Genomic DNA, 17,146 nt, shown 5'->3' on the forward strand with positions numbered 1-17,146 from the left:
AGAATAGTTATGAAAAAAAGTTTTAAATTAAAAGTCCTTATACCGGCAACACTTGTGTTGCTTGGAGGCTCTTATTCATGTAAGAAGTATCTTGATCAGGCGCCTGTTAGCGCCCTTATCCCGAGTGTAATTGCTACGCGCACAGGTGTTGACGGTATTTTGATTGGCGCTTACTCACTTGTTGACGGTGTATTTCAAGGCCAGGCTGGTAGCCCTTGGGAAACTGGTACCGATAACTGGGTGTTTGGTAGTGTTGTAGCTGGTGATGCCTTTAAAGGATCTAACCCTGGTGACCAACCTGCAGCAGCAAACCTTGAGGCTTTCAGTGCAACCGGTGCTAATGATTATCTGGATCACAAATGGCGTAATTGCTACGCAGGTGTACAACGTGCTAATGATGTGTTAAGGTTGTTGCCACAGGTAAAAGATGGTTCCATCACGCCTGATCAAACAAAACAATATATTGCTGAGGCTCGTTTCTTACGTGGTTTTTACCACCTTGAAGCCGCTAAACTATGGAAAAATGTTCCTTACATTGACGAAACCATTACGTACACTGCTAATAACTATTTCGTACCGAACGCTGGTCCTATCTGGGATAAAATTGAGGCTGACTTTAAAGCAGCAGCTGCAGACTTGCCTGCAACTCAGCAGCAAATAGGACGTGCCAACAAATGGGCTGCCCTTGCATTTGAGGCTAAAACCTTAATGAACGATCACAAATACCCTGATGCTTTTATCATCTTAAAAGATGTGATCACTAACGGTAAAACAAGTTCTGGTGCTGCTTACGCTTTAGGCAAATATGCAAACAACTTTAACCCATCAACTAAAAATGGCCCTGAGGGTGTTTTTGTTGTGCAAACATCAGTTAAAGATGGTGCTAACGGTTTGAATGGTAACGCAGGTAACGTGTTAAACTTCCCGTCTGGTGGCCCTGCAGGATGCTGCGGTTTCTTCCAGCCAACTTTTGATTTTGTAAATTCGTTTAAAGTTGATGCTAATGGTTTACCATTAATTGATACTTACCAAAACGATTACATTAAAAATGACCAGGGTGTAACTGCCGAGACTGTGTTTACCCCGGGTACCGAATTGCTTGATGCAAGGTTGGATTGGTCAGTAGGTCGTCGTGGTATTCCATACTTGGATTGGGGAATTTGCCCGGGTGCTGCCTGGGCACGTGATCAGCCAAACGGTGGTCCGTACCTTCCAATCAAAAACGTTTACTACAAAGCTGCACAATCAACAACTTCAGAGTCTTATGATGGTTGGGCTGCAAATCAATCAACATCAAATAGCTATAATGCTATCCGTTTCGCAGACGTTATTTTATGGGCTGCTGAATGTGCTGTTGAAGCAAATCAACTTGCAGAAGCACAAACATATGTTAACATGGTTAGGGCTCGTGCGGCTGATCAAAGTGGTTGGGTTAAAGGTTTGCTTACCGGTTATACCGGTGGCGATGCTACCAAACCAATTGTTGATAACACTAAATTTGCTGCAAATTACAAAGTTGGTTTATATACAACACAGTTTGCTACAAACGGCCAGGCTTATGCCCGCAAGGCAGTTTACTTTGAGCGCAAGATTGAGTTAGGTATGGAAGGTCATCGTTTCTTTGACTTATCTCGTTGGGATGCTGCTAACGGCGGCCCTGCAGGTACCATTATGTCAACAGAAATTGAGAAATTCCTGAAAAACACCCGTGACTTTGGTGATAAATTTACATCAGCGGTTATGAAGGTTGCTAAGTTCACTTCTAATAAGAACGAACTTTATCCTATACCTCAAAACCAGATCGATATCTCAAATGGTTCATTAAAACAAAACAAAGGTTATTAATAGTTAACAACCTATAATAGAGGGGGGGATAATCTATCTCTCCCTCTTTTTTTTTGAATAAAAATTCCTAATATCGCTATATGAAAGCCCTTAGATATCTGCTATGTATTATTACACCGCTCATAATATTTTCTTGTAAAAAGGCTACCATGTTCGAGCGGATCTCTTCATCGCATTCGGGTATAAAGTTTAATAATGAGATAGTAGAGAACGATACCATCAACCCGCTTGATAAGCTAAATATTTACAACGGCGGCGGTGTCGGCATAGGCGATTTTAATAACGATGGCCTGCAGGATATTTATTTTATAGGCAATGCGGTACCAAACCGTTTATACATAAACAAAGGAGATTTTAAGTTTGAGGACGTTACCGATAAAGCAGGCGTAGGCGGCAGAGGCGGCTGGGGCCGTGGGGTAGCAGTTGTTGATATAAACAATGATGGTTTAAAGGATATTTATGTATGTAACACACTATTAAACGATTCTGTTAAAAGGGTCAATTTATTGTTTATTAACCAGGGGCCGGATAAGAACGGTGTGCCCATATTTAAAGAACAGGCAAAAGCGTACGGCCTTAATATAACTGTACATTCTACAATGGCATCGTTTTTTGACTATGACAACGATGGCGACCTTGATATGTACCTAACCGTTAACGAGGCACAGTCAACAGATAACACAAGCGCCTTTAGGCCGCTCATAAAAGATGGTAGCAGCCGCAACACAGGCAGGCTTTACCGTAACGATTATAATACCGCTTTAAAACATCCGGTTTACACCAATGTGTCTAAACAGGCCGGGATACTGATTGAAGGCTATGGCCACGCAGCCAGTGTAGTAGATATTAACCGCGATGGCTGGAAAGATATTTATGTTACCAACGATTTTTTACCAAACAACATCCTGTACATTAACAACCACGACGGTACGTTTACCGACCGCACACAGGAGTATTTTAAACATACTGCCACCAGCGCCATGGGGCAGGACGTGCAGGATATTAATAACGATGGCCTGGCCGATGTTTTTGAACTGGACATGGATCCGGAAGATAACTACCGCAAAAAGATGTTTATGCCCGCCACAGCCTATCAGTTATACCAAAACTTTGACTTTTACGGATACCAGTACCAATATAACCATAACACTTTACAGCTAAACCAAGGCCCTCGCTTAGGGCAAAACGACTCTATTGGTGCACCCGCATTTGCCGAGGTTGCTTTTATGAGCGGCGTTGCACAAACCGACTGGAGCTGGGGGCCTATGATAACCGATTTTGATAACGACGGCTTTAGGGATATTGTAGTGACCAACGGCTATCCACGCGACGTTACCGACCATGACTTTATTGCTTTTAGAGACGAATCGTTTGCAATAGCAAGCAAAAGCCAAATTCTGAAACAGATCCCGATTGTTAAAATTGCTAATTATGCATTTCATAATAATGGCAACTTGCAATTTGAAGATGTAAGTAAAGCATGGGGAATGGATCTCCCGTCGTTTTCTAACGGCGCGGCTTACGCCGATCTGGATAACGACGGCACGCTGGATATGATCATTAACAATATTGATGACGAGGCTTTTGTCTACAAAAATAACTCGCGCGAAAACGATAAAGCCAATAACCATTATTTACAGATCCAGTTTAAAGGCGGCGGGCAAAACAAAGACGGGATAGGAGCCTGGGCTGATATTTATTACGACCATGGCAAGCACCAGGTTTATGAGAATACGCCGTTTCGCGGGTATTTGTCAACCATTCAAAATATAGCTCACTTTGGTTTGGGTAAGATAACCAACTTAGATTCGGTAGTTATAAAATGGCAAAACGGCAGGCAGGAAAAACTTACCAATGTAAAAGCCGACCAAACACTAAAGGTTGATATCAACAACGCGAAAACGCCTTACAGCTTTGATGTTGCTAAGATCAATACACAATCGTTGTTTACCGAGGTTACCAAAGCAGTGGGCATTAACTACAAACATAATGATGTTGACTTCGCCGATTTTAACGTACAAAAGCTGATCCCGCATAAATTATCTGAGTATGCACCGGCTATTGCCGTGGGCGATGTTGATGGCAACGGCTTTGATGATATGGTGGTGGGCGGTACTTCAAAATATCCTGCGCAATTATTTTTACAGCAAGTGGGTGGCAAATTTGTTCAACGCAACCTGCTGGTATCGGCGCAAAACCTAACCGATAAGTATAAAGATGAGGGCTTATTGTTATTTGATGCAGATGGCGATGGTGACCTCGACTTGTATGCTGCAAGTGGTGGTTACGAGGATGCCCCGGGCTCAAAATCATATCAGGACAGGATCTACGCTAACGATGGTAAAGGTAATTTTACTTTGCAGGCCGGCGCTTTACCAACTAATTTCACCAGCAAGCTTTGCGTAAAATCGGTTGATTACAACAAGGATGGCGCGCTTGACCTGTTTGTATCCGGCAGGGTAGACCCATGGAACTACCCCAAACCTGTATCGAGCCTTATATTGCGTAACGACAGTAAAAAAGGGCAGATAAAGTTTACAGATGCCACCCCTATAGCTGCAAAATGTTTAAATAAATTAGGTTTGGTGTGCGATGCATCATTCACCGATTATGATAACGATGGATGGCCCGACCTTGTAATTACAGGTGAGTGGATGCCCGTTACCTTTATGAAGAATGATCACGGCGTATTTAAAAACGTTACCGCAAGCACAGGCGTAGCCGATAAATTGGGCTGGTGGAACACTATAGCCGGCGGCGATTTTGACCACGACGGCGATATTGATTACATAGTAGGCAACACGGGCTTAAATACCTTCTACAAAGCTACAGACCAATATCCGGCATACATCACCGCTAAAGATTTTGATAATAACGATAGCTATGACGCCATCCCATCCGTATTCCTGAAAGACAGGGACGGGGTGATGAAGGAATTCCCTGCCCATACGCGCGAGGATATTGTGAAGCAAATTATCAGCATGAGGATAAAGTTTCAAAACTTTAAATCGTACGCGGTTGCCACAATGGATAGTGTAATAACGCCTGAGATGCGTAAAGGCGCTATCCGCTTAAAGGCAAACGAACTGCGGTCGTGCTACATGCGTAACGATGGTCACGGCAAATTTACTACGATCCCGCTGCCGATAGAAGCGCAAATGTCACAACTGGCAGGTATTATTATAGATGACTTTGATGGCGATGGTAACCTTGACATAGCCCTTAGTGGAAACGATTACGGTACCGAAGTTACCACCGGCCGTTACGATGCCTTTAACGGGTTGATTTTGAAAGGGGATGGCAAAGGGGGGTTTAAACCGCAAACCATTATGCAGAGTGGTATTTATATCCCCGGCGATGGTAAGGCACTTGTTAAATTGCGTAGCGCAAAAGGTGGTTACCTGCTTGCTGCCAGCCAGTATAAAGGCGCCTTAAAAGTTTTTGAACTGAAAAAGCCTGTAAAAACCATCAGTCTGTTGCCTTTAGATATGTTTGCCACCATCAAATATAAGAATGGTAAAACCGCCAAACAGGAGTTTTATAATGGAGGATCTTTCTTGTCGCAATCTGGCAGATTTTTTAAACTTGATGCTACAATGCTGTCGGTAACTGTAACCAACAATACGGGCCAGGCCAGAGATATACCCTTAAATTAATTTTATAGCCGAAACATGAAAAAGTATAAGTTTTTAGTTGCAGCCACATTTTGCCTTTTGGCAATAAGCTGCAAGCAAAAGCAAAAAATAGCACTAAAAAGCGATGCAGATGTGCTGCACGAAAACGTTGACCAGCTTACACAAGTAATAATATACGATGTGTTTAGCCCGCCTGTTGCAAGTCGCATTTATGGATATACCAGTTTGGCGCAGTATGAGGCTATGCGTTTTCAAGATCCAAAATATAATTCAATAGCCGGGCAGCTGCACGGTTTTAAAGCCATCCCCCAGCCAAAAAAAGGGGTTAAGTATAATTTTACACTTGCAGCTACCAAGGCGTTTTTTACCGTAGCGCATAAAGTAACATTCTCTGTAGATACGCTTAAAAAGTATGAGGATAAGGTATTTGCCATGTACGCAAGCAACCTTGATGACAGTACCTTTGCCCGCTCTGTGGCCTTTGGCGAGAGTGTTGGTAAAGCGGTATTAACCCGTGCCAAGGCAGATAATTATGCTAAAACACGTGGTAAGCCAAGATTTTTGGGTAGCAATGATAATGGTAAATGGCATGCAACCGCGCCCGATTATTTAGATGGTGTGGAGTTTTGCTGGGGCACTATGGAAACCTTTGTGGTAAAATCATCATCGGATTTTACGTTGCCGCCACCACCGCCGTTTAGCGAGGAAAAAAACAGCGAGTACTTTAAACAAAACCTTGCCGTATATGACAAAAGCAAAAGCCTTACAAAAGAAGAGATCACTATTGCTAAATTTTGGGATGATAACCCTTTTGTGATACAACATAACGGGCATATGATGTTCGTAAACAAAAAGATAACACCCGGCGGGCACTGGATAGGTATTACTGCTATTGCCTGTAAAAAAACTAAGGCTGATGCGGTTAAAACAGCACAGGCTTATGCCTTAACATCAATTGCTTTGTATGATGCCTTTATTTGCGGCTGGCAGGTTAAATACACTACCCAATATATAAGGCCGGTTACGGTGATAAATGATAAGATAGACCACACCTGGCTGCCATTGCTGCAAACCCCGCCATTCCCCGAATACCCAAGCGGGCACAGCGATATTAGCGGCGCATCGGCAGTGATATTAACACATTTGTTTGGCGATAACTTTTCTTACCAGGACACCAGCGACCTGCGTTACATTGGTATGCAGCGCCATTTCGATTCGTTTTTGAAAGCGGCCGACGAAACATCTATTAGTCGTTTTTATGGCGGTATCCACTACAAAAACAGTGTAGACCAGGGCGCGGTTCAGGGCCGACAGATAGGCGAATACATTTGGAATAATTTAAAGTTACAGAATTAAGAAAGCGGCATCAGCAATATATCCATGAAACTAAAGCAGACCTTCGTATTTACTTCTCTTATATTATCAGGGGTTGCATTACTATCATTAAGCACAGTGCTTGAAGGGTGTAAAAGCAAAACGGGCGGCACATACAAGCTTACGGGCAATGTAGTTGCCGATGGCGAACACCTTGTGAAAATACACTGTACCAAATGCCACGAACTTGTACCCGCTAATGCGCTTACAAAAGACGTATGGCGTGTACATTCGTTGCCATCTATGGCGCATTACTTTGGGATAGGCACCTACGGGCAGTCGTTTTACAAAGAAACTGGTAAAGAAACCAAAGATACCACCCTTATAACCATTGTAGAGTGGCAGGCCATGGTAGATTATTATCAGAAAATAGCCCCGGATACCCTAACACCCGCTAAACGCCCAAGCCCGTTATTAAATGATTGGGCGGGTTTTACGCTTAAAAAATCTGCAGCCAATAATGATATTGCCTTTACAACTATGGTTGCTCCAAACCCAACCACCGGTAATATTTACACCAGTGATGTAGTTGCTAACACCCTTACCGAGTGGGATAGCAACCTGAAGGTAAAAGCCGTTACCAGCGTACCATCGGCAGCGGTACATGCCAATTTTACAAAAGACGCAACCGGTGCGGATATGGCCATACTATCGTGCATTGGCCGGATAGACCCCGTTGATTTTGCAAGCGGTAAAATTTACAGCGCGAAACTAAATGATAACCTAAACGCGCAGGAAGTTGCTATCGATATGCCAAGACCGGTGCAAACCCTAAGTGTAGATCTTGACAAAGACGGTAAGAACGAATTGGTTGTTTTAGGCCAGGGTTTTACCAAGGGTGGCGTTTTCCTGGTGAAGTTAGGCGCTAATGGTAAGGCCGAAAAGCAATTCACCATAACCGACAGGCCCGGCGCTGTACAGGCCGTTGCCCAGGATTTTAACAAAGACGGATACCCCGATCTGATGGTGCTGTTTGGCAGTGGCAATGAAGGCCTGTCGTTATTTTTGAATGATAAAAAGGGCGGTTTTACAAGCAGGGAGTTGTTGCGTTTCCCATCGGTGTATGGTTCAACAAGCTTTCAACTGGCAGATGTTGACCATGATGGCAACCCTGATCTGGTATACACCTGTGGGTACAACTTCCGCGATTCGCGGATCTTAAAGCCTTACCATGGGCTGTACATCTATAAAAATACCGGTGACTATAACTTTAAACAAACCTGGTTTTACCCTATAAATGGTGCCACGAAAGCCATAGCTGCCGATTTTGACAAGGACGGCGATCTGGATATTGCTACCATAGCCTTTTTTGCTGATATGAAGAGTAACCCTGCCGAGGAGTTTATTTACTTTGAGCAAAGCAAACCTATGGAGTTTAAAGCCCACGCCATACCCGTTAGCCAATACGGCCGATGGATGAACATGGACGTTAGTGACCTGAATAAGGATGGCAAGCCCGATATTATACTGGGGAATTATGCAAGCGGCTTTTTATTCCAGCCAAACTTTGCACCCAATTGGGACGAGCACCAGCCGTTTATTGTATTGCAGAACGATATAAAGAAGTAACCTTAAGAAGTAGATATAGATGATGCTTATGCTACCCAACAGGGTAGGGTAAGCATCATTTTTTTTTTAGGTAGGCCGCTATTTTAGTAATGTTATCCGGGTAGATGCCAATATGATGGGTATGTATCATTACGGATTGATTATCGTTTATGATAGCCTTAGACGGCAATGCCGGCATATGGCAGGAGATACATTTGGCCTGTAATGTCGTAGCATCAAGCTTGCCTGTTAACTTACAAAGGTTATGATCTGCTGCCTTGTGGCAGGTTTGGCAGCGTTGGGCAAAAAGGGTCATATTACCACGCTCGTTTTGATGCGTATTGTGGCAGGTATTACAATCCATTTTACTGCTGATGTAACACTTGCTTGTTTTAAGCATATCCAGCTGGTCGCCGTGTACATCAAGGTGGGCAAGGTCTAAAGGCCCGGCAGATGGTGCGTGCCTTTTAAAGTCGGTTAGTTTATCACCCGGTTTAAAATCAAATATCGACCCTGTGTTTTGTGTTTGGGTGCCCGAGTGGCAGGTACCGCATAGGTCAACCTTTTGCTCGCGGGTAAGTTCGCTTATGCGGGTAATGTACTTAGCAGTTTTAACTGTAGGGTTTGCTGTTTGGAAATCTACATGCTGTTTAGCCCCGCCATGGCAGCGTTCGCAATCGATACTCATAATGATAGAGTTTTTATCAAACCCGATGGCATCGCCTGCAAAACTTGGTGCTTTCCCCGGCTCCGTTTTTGCAAACGAGGCGTGGCATTCCATACAACGGATGTTGATCATCCTGTCGAAACTGGCCATAGTGGTATCGTAACCGGGGCTCACAATCCAATGGTCTTTGGAATTATCGAACGATACCGGCAGTTGAAAAAGCTCGTTCTCTTTCCAGTACAAATAGCTTTCGCCTTTAACGCCACCCATCGCAATAGCAATTCGCGCTATTTCCACCTTTTCGCCGTTAACGTAATTGGTCTGGAACAGGCCGCTATCGGTTTTGGTCATTAACAGCTTAGTATGATCGTTATAAGTTACGCTATTTTGCCCTGCCGAAAAGCTGCCGTGGATGCTGTTTACCGATGCCCACGACGATGCAATACTATGCGCCATGTGCGGGTATGTATTGGCGATGTTACTATGACAACTTACGCATGTTTTAGCCCCGACATAAGCATCGCCCCGCGGGTCTTCAGCAATTTCTTTTTTGGTATTTAAGCACTGCGTTAATATCATTACCAGCGGGAATAGAAATACGGGTAACAGCAGTAACTTTTTATTAGACATCGAGCTTATTGATTTATCAGCGGCAATAGCAGGCGAGGAGTGCTGCTATTACACTTCTAAAATAGCGTTTTTATTGCAAAGGGCAAGGTTTTAGCAGGAATTGTGTTTGAGTAATGTTGTGATAGATTATAATGAATTTTTTAAAAAAACCCCGAAAAATAAATTTATATAGTTGATTAAAAACTATTTGAATATAATGATAGTACTATGTATTGCATGATACCATGTAATGTTTATATTTGCTTATTCAATTAAAATAACATGAACCGAATAAATAAAACGGTAGCAAACATAGCCATGGCGCTTTTTATGCTTGCAGCAGGTACAGCTTGTGATTTTGATAAGGCCACCACCATCGTTAATAAGACCGATAATCTTTATCAAAGGATAAAATATTCTGGCAAGGTGGTTTTTGCTGAAGATGGAAAAGATATCGACCGTATATCTGACCATGGCTATCTGGAGTTTGAACAAAACAACCGCAGGTTTAAAGCACAAGATAACGGCCACGTGAAAATAGCCTACGAGTTTGACGGCGAAAGCGCAATTACAGAATTAGACCTTCACCAAAAAGAATTTGTAGCCGAGGCCGTAACGGAGATTATTAAAGCGCGGGGCAAATTGCGCAAATAAATTACGGTGCCGCAATAATTTGCAGGGTGTGCTCCATTTGTTTTGTCCCGCCCTGCCATCCCAAGTGGCCCGGGATAACGTATTGTGCTTTGCTGTATAAACGTGCAACGTTATTTACTGCTGTAGGCCAGTTTTTAAGATCGGCATCACCTATAAAGCCCTTTGTATCTGCATCCAGGCTTTTTAAAAGGCATCCGCCCAACAGTGTTTTGTATTGGGGTAACCAAACCACAATATTATCTTTGGTGTGGCCGGCGCCTGGGAAGTAGGTTTGTAATATTAAACCCCCAACGTTAAACGTGGTATCGCGCGTAAAGGTGTATTGCGGCAGGCTGTTTTTTTCCTTTTTTGCAAGGGCAAATGTTTGTTGGCTGCTGTAGGTTTTAGCGCCGTGTTTAATCAGCACATCCATGCCACCAATTTTATCGTCGTGGAAATGAGTGGCTACGCAAAAGATGATCTTTTTATTGAAACGACGCCTAACACTGTCTAATAATTGCTGAGTTTGCTCGTTACCCCAGGGAGTATCAACCAACACTATACCGTTGGCCGTAACTGCAAACAGGCTATTAGCCGGGTAAGCCGGGGAATTTTGATCGGGGTACCCGTAAGACGTGCATACATGCAGATTTTTGGTAAGATGTGTTATGCTGATCTTTAACGCAGGCTTTTGTGCGACTGCTACAGCTGAAAATAACAGACAAATAAGCAAGGTTCTTATTTTCATTCTATAATTCCTCCAACATATCCAACGTCATTTTATCCAATCCGCTAACAACGATTTGCGCCTTGGTAAGGGTATCTGCCGAGCCGATACCTACGGTTTTCATGCCGCCGTTTATGGCAGCTTCTATCCCGGCAACGGCATCTTCAAATACTACGCATTCGGATGGAGCAACACCTACGGCCCCGGCACCTTTCAGGAATACTTCAGGGTCGGGTTTGGGGATGCTAACGCTATTGCCATCTACAATGGCATCAAAAAGTTGAGTTAATTGCAACTTATTTAAGATGGCGGGCGTGTTTTTACTGGCCGATCCTATCGCAGTTTTTAACCCGGCATCGCGGCAGGTTTGTACAAATTCGCGGGCACCGGGCAGGATCTCGGCAGGCGTCATCTTGCCGATCATCTCGGTGTACCAGGTATTTTTCTGTGTAGCCAAAGCTTCTTTTTCTGCTTCGGTTTTGTTGGTAATGTTGCCCCAACCTAAGATAAGGTTAAGCGACGCCATACGGCTTACACCTTTAAGCTGCTCGTTTTGTTGTTCGGTAAAATCGAAACCCATTTCATTAGCAAGGCGTTTCCAGGCTTCGTAATGATACACAGCGGTATCAACAATAACACCGTCGAGGTCAAAAATGCAGGCTTTGATATTCATAAGGGTAAAGGTATAAGTTGCCTTGTTAATAATCATTATAAATAAATTTCTAACATTATTTGGATTAATTATAAATAATGGCGTCTTTTGTATGGTCTGATGATTACAACTCTTACAACTCCGCAAACAAATACCTGGATAGATGTATTTAGCACCGTAAAAGGCGCTGTATATCAAAGCGATGAAGATCGTTGCTGGTATGTCGATTTTGCCGATAAGGTTGCTAAATTTGATTACCGTTGTTTACTTAAACTAAAAAAAGCAGTTTACAACGTCAATATCGAAGCGAAACTGTTAGACGCTAAAGACCCCGACGTAGAAATTATCTTTATCTGCGCCTGCGATCATACTTACATCCTTACCCTTTTACAGATCATCGCCCTTAAAGAGCTGCTTGAAGGCACGTTTGTAATGCTGCAATTGAACAGCATTTTACAAGATCGCCTGTATCGTATTGCAGTTTAGTAATTTAGACTGAATTCATATTGCCATTATATTCTTTACACTGTGTATTATAGCTATATTATTGTATAATTATTTAAGTCGGCACGCTTGTTGTTTTGCTTAAATAGTTCTAAAATAATAACACCATGAAAGATCTTATCCGTATAAGAAGCCTGATCTCTGCCGATGTAGAATCACTTTTAAACCAACAAGTTAAAAAAGAAGCAACTTCCTCATCCATATATTTAGCCATGGCATCATGGTGTAACCGTAACGGTTTCGATTACTCGTCCGATTACTTTTTTAAACAGGCCGAAGAGGAAAGACAACACCAGCTTAAATTTTACAAATATATCCTGGATATGGGCGGTAACGCGATTTCACCCGAAGTAACCGGTATCAAACAGGAGTACAACTCGTTCCGCGAGGTTTTTGAAGATGCGCTTGACCAGGAAGTCAGTGTAACCCAATCTATCAAAAATATATACGCACGTTGCTTAAGCGAGCAGGATTATGTAACCAACGAATTTTTGAACTGGTTCCTGAAAGAGCAGCGCGAAGAAGAATACAAAGCCCGCCGTGCGCTCGAACTATTTGAGGTTATTGGCGAAGACGGCACGGGTAACTGGGAAATTGATAAGCACGTTGGTAAAATAAAATACGACAGCGAAGCTTAATCCTTATCAAGCAACAGCTTTAAAACATCCTTCTCCGAGTATTCTTTTAACCAAACGTTACCCGGAGAGAACGTACAGACCGGTGCCCAATCGCACCGGTCTGTGCATTCAATACGTATCACTTCTATATCTCCTTTGCCGTGCTTGGCAAACTTTTCTGCAGTTTTATACATGGCTTTGCCACCACGTTTAGCACACTTGCTCCCTGTACATACAAACAGCACCTTATCCGGTACAGTAAATTTCCCCATCTATTTTTTTTGAAATTATTTAATACAAATATCAAATTTATTTTTTGATAGCTATATTACAGGCATCAACAAGTAAAACCAATAATTGTATGAACGCTATCGAACTTATTTCCATCCCCGTTACCGATCAACAGGTGGCCAAAGAGTTTTATATTAAATTCGGCTTCACGCTAATGATGGAAAACCCATTTCAGGGCGAATCCAAATGGATCCAGTTGGGGCTGCCGGGCGGCGGCACATCCATTACACTGGTAAACTGGTTCCCTAACCTTACGCCGGGTTGCATCCAGGGCTTCGTCATCAAATGCGACGACCTCGACGCTACCATTTCCGAACTTGCGGCTAAAGGAATTACCGTTGGCAATGCCGATAAAACCCCCTGGGGCAGGTTTGCCACTGTTAAAGACCCCGACGGAAATAGTTGGAGCTTGCATAATAAATAGGCCGTATTGTAATTGAAAAGTTACATAAAGCTTGTTAACTCATAAGCCCACTTATGATAAATTTGGATATGCGCCGCTACCTGCTGTTGTTAACCTTTTTTATCTCTTGCTCCTTATCGGCACAAACTACGATAACCGGTAAAGTAGCCAGCCTTGCCGATAAAAAGCCTATTGGCGATGCCAGTGTTTTCCTGAGTAACACGCGAGTAGGCGCTAAAACAGAAAGTAACGGTATTTATAATATGTATTCTGTTAAGGATGGGCAGTACGAGCTTGTAGTGTCGTGCATTGGCTTCGAGCCTTATCACTTACCGGTATCGGTAAAAGGGAAAGATATCGCCTTGCCCAATATTGAATTAATGCCCAGGATGAGTTTAATGCGAGAGGTAAACATCAGGGCAAAAAGAGGGATGAAAGGCAACAAACGTGATTATAAGCGGGACCGCTATATCCGCATTTTTACTGAACAGTTTTTAGGCCGCACAAAAAACGCCGATAATTGTAAGTTGCTAAACTCCAATCTGCTGGAGTTTGAGTATGATGATAATATCGACAAACTAAATGCTACCTCGTCAGATTTTTTGATAGTAGAGAATAAGTCGTTAGGGTATCGTATTAAATATCTGTTAAGGACGTTCGTTTACAATCCAAGGGTTGCTGTGGCGGCATACACAGGCTGGTCGGTGTTTGAACCTTTGGCTGGCAACGCGGTGCAGCAACTTTCCTGGGCAAATAAACGGGCAGATGCCTACAAAGGCTCCGAAATGCATTTTTTACGTTCGTGCATTGCAGATGCAGTGATATTCGACGAGTTTTTTGTACGCAAGTTGTACCGTAAACCCAACCCGCTGCGTTTGCCCGATAGTGTGATCTATGATAAAATAAAGTATTTGAGTTCGCATCCAACAGAATTTGGTATTAAAGATTCTACAAAATATTGGAGCGCCCAATATAAAATCCCGGCATATCAGGAAACCGCAAGTAAAGACCCGATCAAACTTAAAGAATTTGTAAAGCTTACCGATGGAAAAGGCATTTATGCCATAGGCAACGTTAAACCTTTGATGATAAATTTCCGTCAAAAAGAGAGCAATTCTAACTACCGCACGTCGTACTTTATTTTTAAGGAGCCTTATACCTATTTTGATAGTAACGGTGTGATATTTACGCCAGACAATTTTATTATCGAAGGTTATTGGGCAACCTTACGTGTAGCCGACCTGTTGCCGGTAGATTATGAATTGCCAAATTTATAGCCATGTACAAATACCTTATCCTTTTATTATTTTTTGCCCCCATCGCCTTATCCGCCCAGGTTACCATAAGTGGTAAAGTAACCAGCCTGGTCAATAAAAAAGGTGTGGCTGATGCTACCGTGTTTTTGAGTAATACACGGGCCGGTACCAAAACAGATAACGACGGAAGTTTTAGCCTTTATGGTGTAAAGGATGGTAAATACGATATGGTAGTATCTTGCATAGGGTACGAAAAGTATTACAAGCAAATAACGGTAAAGTATAACGATATCAAATTATCGGATATTGAACTGATTCCCCGTGTAAATCAATTGCATGAGGTAAACATTCGCCCGGCAAAAAAAATAAAACGTGATTACAAACGCGAAAACCAGGTCCGGACATTTACAGACGAATTTTTGGGCCGCACGGCGAACGCAAGCCAGTGTAAAATATTAAATAGCGAAGTGCTCATTTTTGAGGATGACGAGAAAACTTTTAAATTTACAGCCACTACAAACGACTTTTTAATCATCGAAAATAAGGCACTTGGGTACCGCATTAAATACCTGGTGAAGAGCTTTTTGATAGATCGGCTTAACGGCATTATATCCTATACGGGATCGTCGGTATTTGAGGCCTTGCCGGGAAATGAGATCGAACAAGCTGTTTGGCAAAAGAACAGAACTGCCGCTTATAAAGGCTCTACAATGCACTTTTTGCGTTCGTGCATAGCCGACGCTACATCAGGGAATAATTTTTACGCCTTCGGGTTAAACCGCAGGCCTACGGGTGGCAGGCTATCTGACAGCGTTATCAATGCTAAAATAAGGGAGCTTACCACTACAGGTGCTGCGTCGCAAGGCACTAATTCTTTGGCATATTATAAAAAAGAATTGAGCAAGCCGCAGTATGAACAATGGGCGGATGAGAAGCCACTGGTTACCGCCGAGTACACCAAATTAACCGATGAAAAGGGGATTTATGCATTAGAGTATGGAAAAATATTAATGGTAAATTACAAGCACAGGCAAAATGGATCAAACAGCCGTACATCGTATATCGCATTTATAGAACCCGATATTTATTTTGACAGCAACGGCGTGATCTTCACCCCCAAAAGTGCTATGATATCGGGCTACTGGGCAACCCTCCGCGTAGGCGATCTGCTACCGGTAGATTACGAGCCGGGCAAATAAAGTACTTGCAAAAAATATTATGTATAAATACCTGATCGTTTTTTTATTTTTTGTACCGGTTAGCCTTTTTGCACAAGTGAATATCACCGGTAATGTTCTTATCGAGGGAACCAAAAAACCTATCCCTGATGCTACAGTGTTTTTAAGCCAAAGCCGTTCGGGCACAAAAACAAATAGTGATGGCACATTTAAGCTTTACCAGGTAAAGGATGGGGAGTACGATGTTGTGGTATCCTGTATTGGATATGAGCCTTACTTTGGGCATGTATCCGTTAAGTACAGCGATGTTAAAATACCAGATGTTAAGTTAGCCCTTCGCACAAATCAGTTGGCGGAAGTTAAGATCCGCCCCTCGAAAAAGATAAAACGCGATTATAAACGTGAGAATCAGGTAAGAATGTTTACCGACGAGTTTTTGGGCCACACCTCAAACGCCAGCGATTGCAAAATATTAAACACAAACCTGCTCATATTTGATTTTGACGAACAAACCCGCAAACTCACCGCTCATACCAACGATTTTTTAATAATCGAAAATAAGGCACTGGGTTACCGCATCAAGTATCTTGTAAAGACATTTTTGATAGATCAACTAAATGGCATCATATCCTACACCGGTTCATCAGTATTTGAGGAGCTGACAGGAAATGAAGATCAGCAAGCATCGTGGCACCGAAACAGGGAGAGGGTATATAAAACATCTTCTATGCGATTTTTACGTGCCTGTATAGCCGACAATCTCGAAAATAACGATTTTTATGTATTTAAGCTGATTAGGACCCCTACCTCACGCAAGCCCGATAGCCTAATCAATTTAAGGATAAGGCAGCTCGAAAATCTCCGAACCGACTCTTTAAGATACTACCGTAACGAATTGGTGATGCCAAAATTTGAACAAAACACAAGTGGCAAAATACTAAAAACTGAGGAGTTTGTAAAGGTAACAGGCGAAAGGGGGGTGTTTGATCTGAATTTTGAAGGTGGAACACCCTTGGTTGTATTTTACAAAAAGAAAAGCGGTATTTCTGACAAATACACATCTTACATCACTTTTGTAGATCCTCATGTTTACTTTGATAGCAACGGAGTAGTCTTTACACCTAAAAACACCACTATTGAGGGCTACTGGGCAACCCTCCGCGTAGGCGACCTGCTCCCGGTAGATTACGAGCCGGGCAAATAGCTA

15 protein-coding genes are annotated in these 17,146 nt (G+C 42.7%); 11 read left to right on the forward strand and 4 right to left on the reverse strand.

Features of this window, described 5'->3' with window-relative positions:
• The first annotated feature begins 9 nt into the window (after positions 1 to 9).
• The 4 genes from ACVW0P_RS10775 to ACVW0P_RS10790 all read left to right on the forward strand — a co-directional run bounded on the left by ACVW0P_RS10775 (position 10) and on the right by ACVW0P_RS10790 (position 8,423).
• Positions 10 to 1,845: a RagB/SusD family nutrient uptake outer membrane protein gene (locus ACVW0P_RS10775; protein WP_457132097.1), complete on the forward strand. Its 1,836-nt coding sequence runs from the start codon at positions 10 to 12 to the stop codon at positions 1,843 to 1,845.
• An 80-nt stretch (positions 1,846 to 1,925) separates the two neighbouring features.
• The gene (locus ACVW0P_RS10780) at positions 1,926 to 5,501 is read left to right on the forward strand and encodes a VCBS repeat-containing protein (protein ID WP_457132098.1); all 3,576 of its coding nucleotides are present in this window, start codon (positions 1,926 to 1,928) and stop codon (positions 5,499 to 5,501) included.
• A 15-nt stretch (positions 5,502 to 5,516) separates the two neighbouring features.
• Positions 5,517 to 6,836 (forward strand): vanadium-dependent haloperoxidase, encoded by a 1,320-nt coding sequence (locus ACVW0P_RS10785; protein ID WP_457132099.1) that lies wholly within the window; start codon positions 5,517 to 5,519, stop codon positions 6,834 to 6,836.
• A 24-nt stretch (positions 6,837 to 6,860) separates the two neighbouring features.
• Entirely contained in the window at positions 6,861 to 8,423 is a 1,563-nt protein-coding gene (locus tag ACVW0P_RS10790; RefSeq protein ID WP_457132100.1) for an FG-GAP repeat domain-containing protein, read from the forward strand.
• A 55-nt stretch (positions 8,424 to 8,478) separates the two neighbouring features.
• Here ACVW0P_RS10790 and ACVW0P_RS10795 read toward each other — a convergent pair whose 3' ends face one another.
• Positions 8,479 to 9,699: a multiheme c-type cytochrome gene (locus ACVW0P_RS10795; protein ID WP_457132101.1), complete on the reverse strand. Its 1,221-nt coding sequence runs from the start codon at positions 9,697 to 9,699 to the stop codon at positions 8,479 to 8,481.
• Between the two features lie 261 nt (positions 9,700 to 9,960).
• Between ACVW0P_RS10795 and ACVW0P_RS10800 the strand changes: the two genes are divergently transcribed.
• Positions 9,961 to 10,332 (forward strand): hypothetical protein, encoded by a 372-nt coding sequence (locus ACVW0P_RS10800; RefSeq protein WP_457132102.1) that lies wholly within the window; start codon positions 9,961 to 9,963, stop codon positions 10,330 to 10,332.
• Position 10,333: 1 nt separating this feature from the next.
• Here the strand turns inward: ACVW0P_RS10800 and bla are convergent, their stop codons facing one another.
• Together bla and pgmB are read right to left on the reverse strand one after the other, a co-directional pair.
• A complete protein-coding gene (gene bla / locus ACVW0P_RS10805) occupies positions 10,334 to 11,059 on the reverse strand; it encodes a subclass B1 metallo-beta-lactamase (protein WP_457132103.1) in 726 nt (241 codons plus the stop codon).
• Position 11,060: 1 nt separating this feature from the next.
• On the reverse strand, positions 11,061 to 11,711 hold the full coding sequence (pgmB, locus tag ACVW0P_RS10810) for a beta-phosphoglucomutase (RefSeq protein WP_457132104.1): 651 nt from the start codon (positions 11,709 to 11,711) through the stop codon (positions 11,061 to 11,063).
• A 99-nt stretch (positions 11,712 to 11,810) separates the two neighbouring features.
• Between pgmB and ACVW0P_RS10815 the strand changes: the two genes are divergently transcribed.
• Together ACVW0P_RS10815 and ACVW0P_RS10820 are read left to right on the forward strand one after the other, a co-directional pair.
• Entirely contained in the window at positions 11,811 to 12,176 is a 366-nt protein-coding gene (locus ACVW0P_RS10815; RefSeq protein WP_354431224.1) for a hypothetical protein, read from the forward strand.
• Between the two features lie 125 nt (positions 12,177 to 12,301).
• Entirely contained in the window at positions 12,302 to 12,832 is a 531-nt protein-coding gene (locus ACVW0P_RS10820) for a ferritin (protein WP_354431223.1), read from the forward strand.
• Here the strand turns inward: ACVW0P_RS10820 and ACVW0P_RS10825 are convergent.
• Complete coding sequence (locus ACVW0P_RS10825; RefSeq protein ID WP_354431222.1) at positions 12,829 to 13,083, reverse strand: (2Fe-2S) ferredoxin domain-containing protein; 255 nt, start codon at positions 13,081 to 13,083, stop codon at positions 12,829 to 12,831. The two genes, ACVW0P_RS10820 and ACVW0P_RS10825, sit on opposite strands and share 4 nt — an antisense overlap.
• 89 nt (positions 13,084 to 13,172) lie before the next feature.
• Here ACVW0P_RS10825 and ACVW0P_RS10830 point away from each other — a divergent pair, with 89 nt between their 5' ends.
• The 4 genes from ACVW0P_RS10830 to ACVW0P_RS10845 are packed head-to-tail and all read left to right on the forward strand — an operon-like array spanning position 13,173 to position 17,143.
• Positions 13,173 to 13,526 carry a VOC family protein gene (locus tag ACVW0P_RS10830; RefSeq protein ID WP_457132105.1) on the forward strand — a complete coding sequence of 118 codons (354 nt, stop codon included), beginning with the start codon at positions 13,173 to 13,175 and terminating at the stop codon, positions 13,524 to 13,526.
• 53 nt (positions 13,527 to 13,579) lie between these two features.
• Complete coding sequence (locus tag ACVW0P_RS10835; protein ID WP_457132106.1) at positions 13,580 to 14,782, forward strand: carboxypeptidase-like regulatory domain-containing protein; 1,203 nt, start codon at positions 13,580 to 13,582, stop codon at positions 14,780 to 14,782.
• A gap of 2 nt (positions 14,783 to 14,784) precedes the next feature.
• A complete protein-coding gene (locus ACVW0P_RS10840; protein ID WP_457132107.1) occupies positions 14,785 to 15,960 on the forward strand; it encodes a carboxypeptidase-like regulatory domain-containing protein in 1,176 nt (391 codons plus the stop codon).
• A gap of 19 nt (positions 15,961 to 15,979) precedes the next feature.
• A complete protein-coding gene (locus ACVW0P_RS10845) occupies positions 15,980 to 17,143 on the forward strand; it encodes a carboxypeptidase-like regulatory domain-containing protein (RefSeq protein WP_457132108.1) in 1,164 nt (387 codons plus the stop codon).
• The last annotated feature ends 3 nt before the right edge of the window (positions 17,144 to 17,146 follow it).

This window comes from Mucilaginibacter sp. UYNi724 (assembly GCF_054057495.1).

Excerpts from the sequence above, each read along its gene's own strand:
- ACVW0P_RS10830 (WP_457132105.1), top strand. The coding sequence starts at position 13,173 with ATGAACGCTATCGAACTTATTTCCATCCCCGTTACCGATCAACAGGTG.
- ACVW0P_RS10815 (WP_354431224.1), top strand. The coding sequence starts at position 11,811 with ATGATTACAACTCTTACAACTCCGCAAACAAATACCTGGATAGATGTA.
- ACVW0P_RS10820 (WP_354431223.1), top strand. The coding sequence starts at position 12,302 with ATGAAAGATCTTATCCGTATAAGAAGCCTGATCTCTGCCGATGTAGAA.
- ACVW0P_RS10790 (WP_457132100.1), top strand. The coding sequence starts at position 6,861 with ATGAAACTAAAGCAGACCTTCGTATTTACTTCTCTTATATTATCAGGG.
- ACVW0P_RS10825 (WP_354431222.1), bottom strand. The coding sequence starts at position 13,083 with ATGGGGAAATTTACTGTACCGGATAAGGTGCTGTTTGTATGTACAGGG.
- ACVW0P_RS10835 (WP_457132106.1), top strand. The coding sequence starts at position 13,580 with ATGATAAATTTGGATATGCGCCGCTACCTGCTGTTGTTAACCTTTTTT.
- ACVW0P_RS10795 (WP_457132101.1), bottom strand. The coding sequence starts at position 9,699 with ATGTCTAATAAAAAGTTACTGCTGTTACCCGTATTTCTATTCCCGCTG.
- ACVW0P_RS10785 (WP_457132099.1), top strand. The coding sequence starts at position 5,517 with ATGAAAAAGTATAAGTTTTTAGTTGCAGCCACATTTTGCCTTTTGGCA.
- ACVW0P_RS10845 (WP_457132108.1), top strand. The coding sequence starts at position 15,980 with ATGTATAAATACCTGATCGTTTTTTTATTTTTTGTACCGGTTAGCCTT.
- ACVW0P_RS10775 (WP_457132097.1), top strand. The coding sequence starts at position 10 with ATGAAAAAAAGTTTTAAATTAAAAGTCCTTATACCGGCAACACTTGTG.
- ACVW0P_RS10840 (WP_457132107.1), top strand. The coding sequence starts at position 14,785 with ATGTACAAATACCTTATCCTTTTATTATTTTTTGCCCCCATCGCCTTA.
- pgmB (WP_457132104.1), bottom strand. The coding sequence starts at position 11,711 with ATGAATATCAAAGCCTGCATTTTTGACCTCGACGGTGTTATTGTTGAT.
- ACVW0P_RS10780 (WP_457132098.1), top strand. The coding sequence starts at position 1,926 with ATGAAAGCCCTTAGATATCTGCTATGTATTATTACACCGCTCATAATA.
- ACVW0P_RS10800 (WP_457132102.1), top strand. The coding sequence starts at position 9,961 with ATGAACCGAATAAATAAAACGGTAGCAAACATAGCCATGGCGCTTTTT.
- bla (WP_457132103.1), bottom strand. The coding sequence starts at position 11,059 with ATGAAAATAAGAACCTTGCTTATTTGTCTGTTATTTTCAGCTGTAGCA.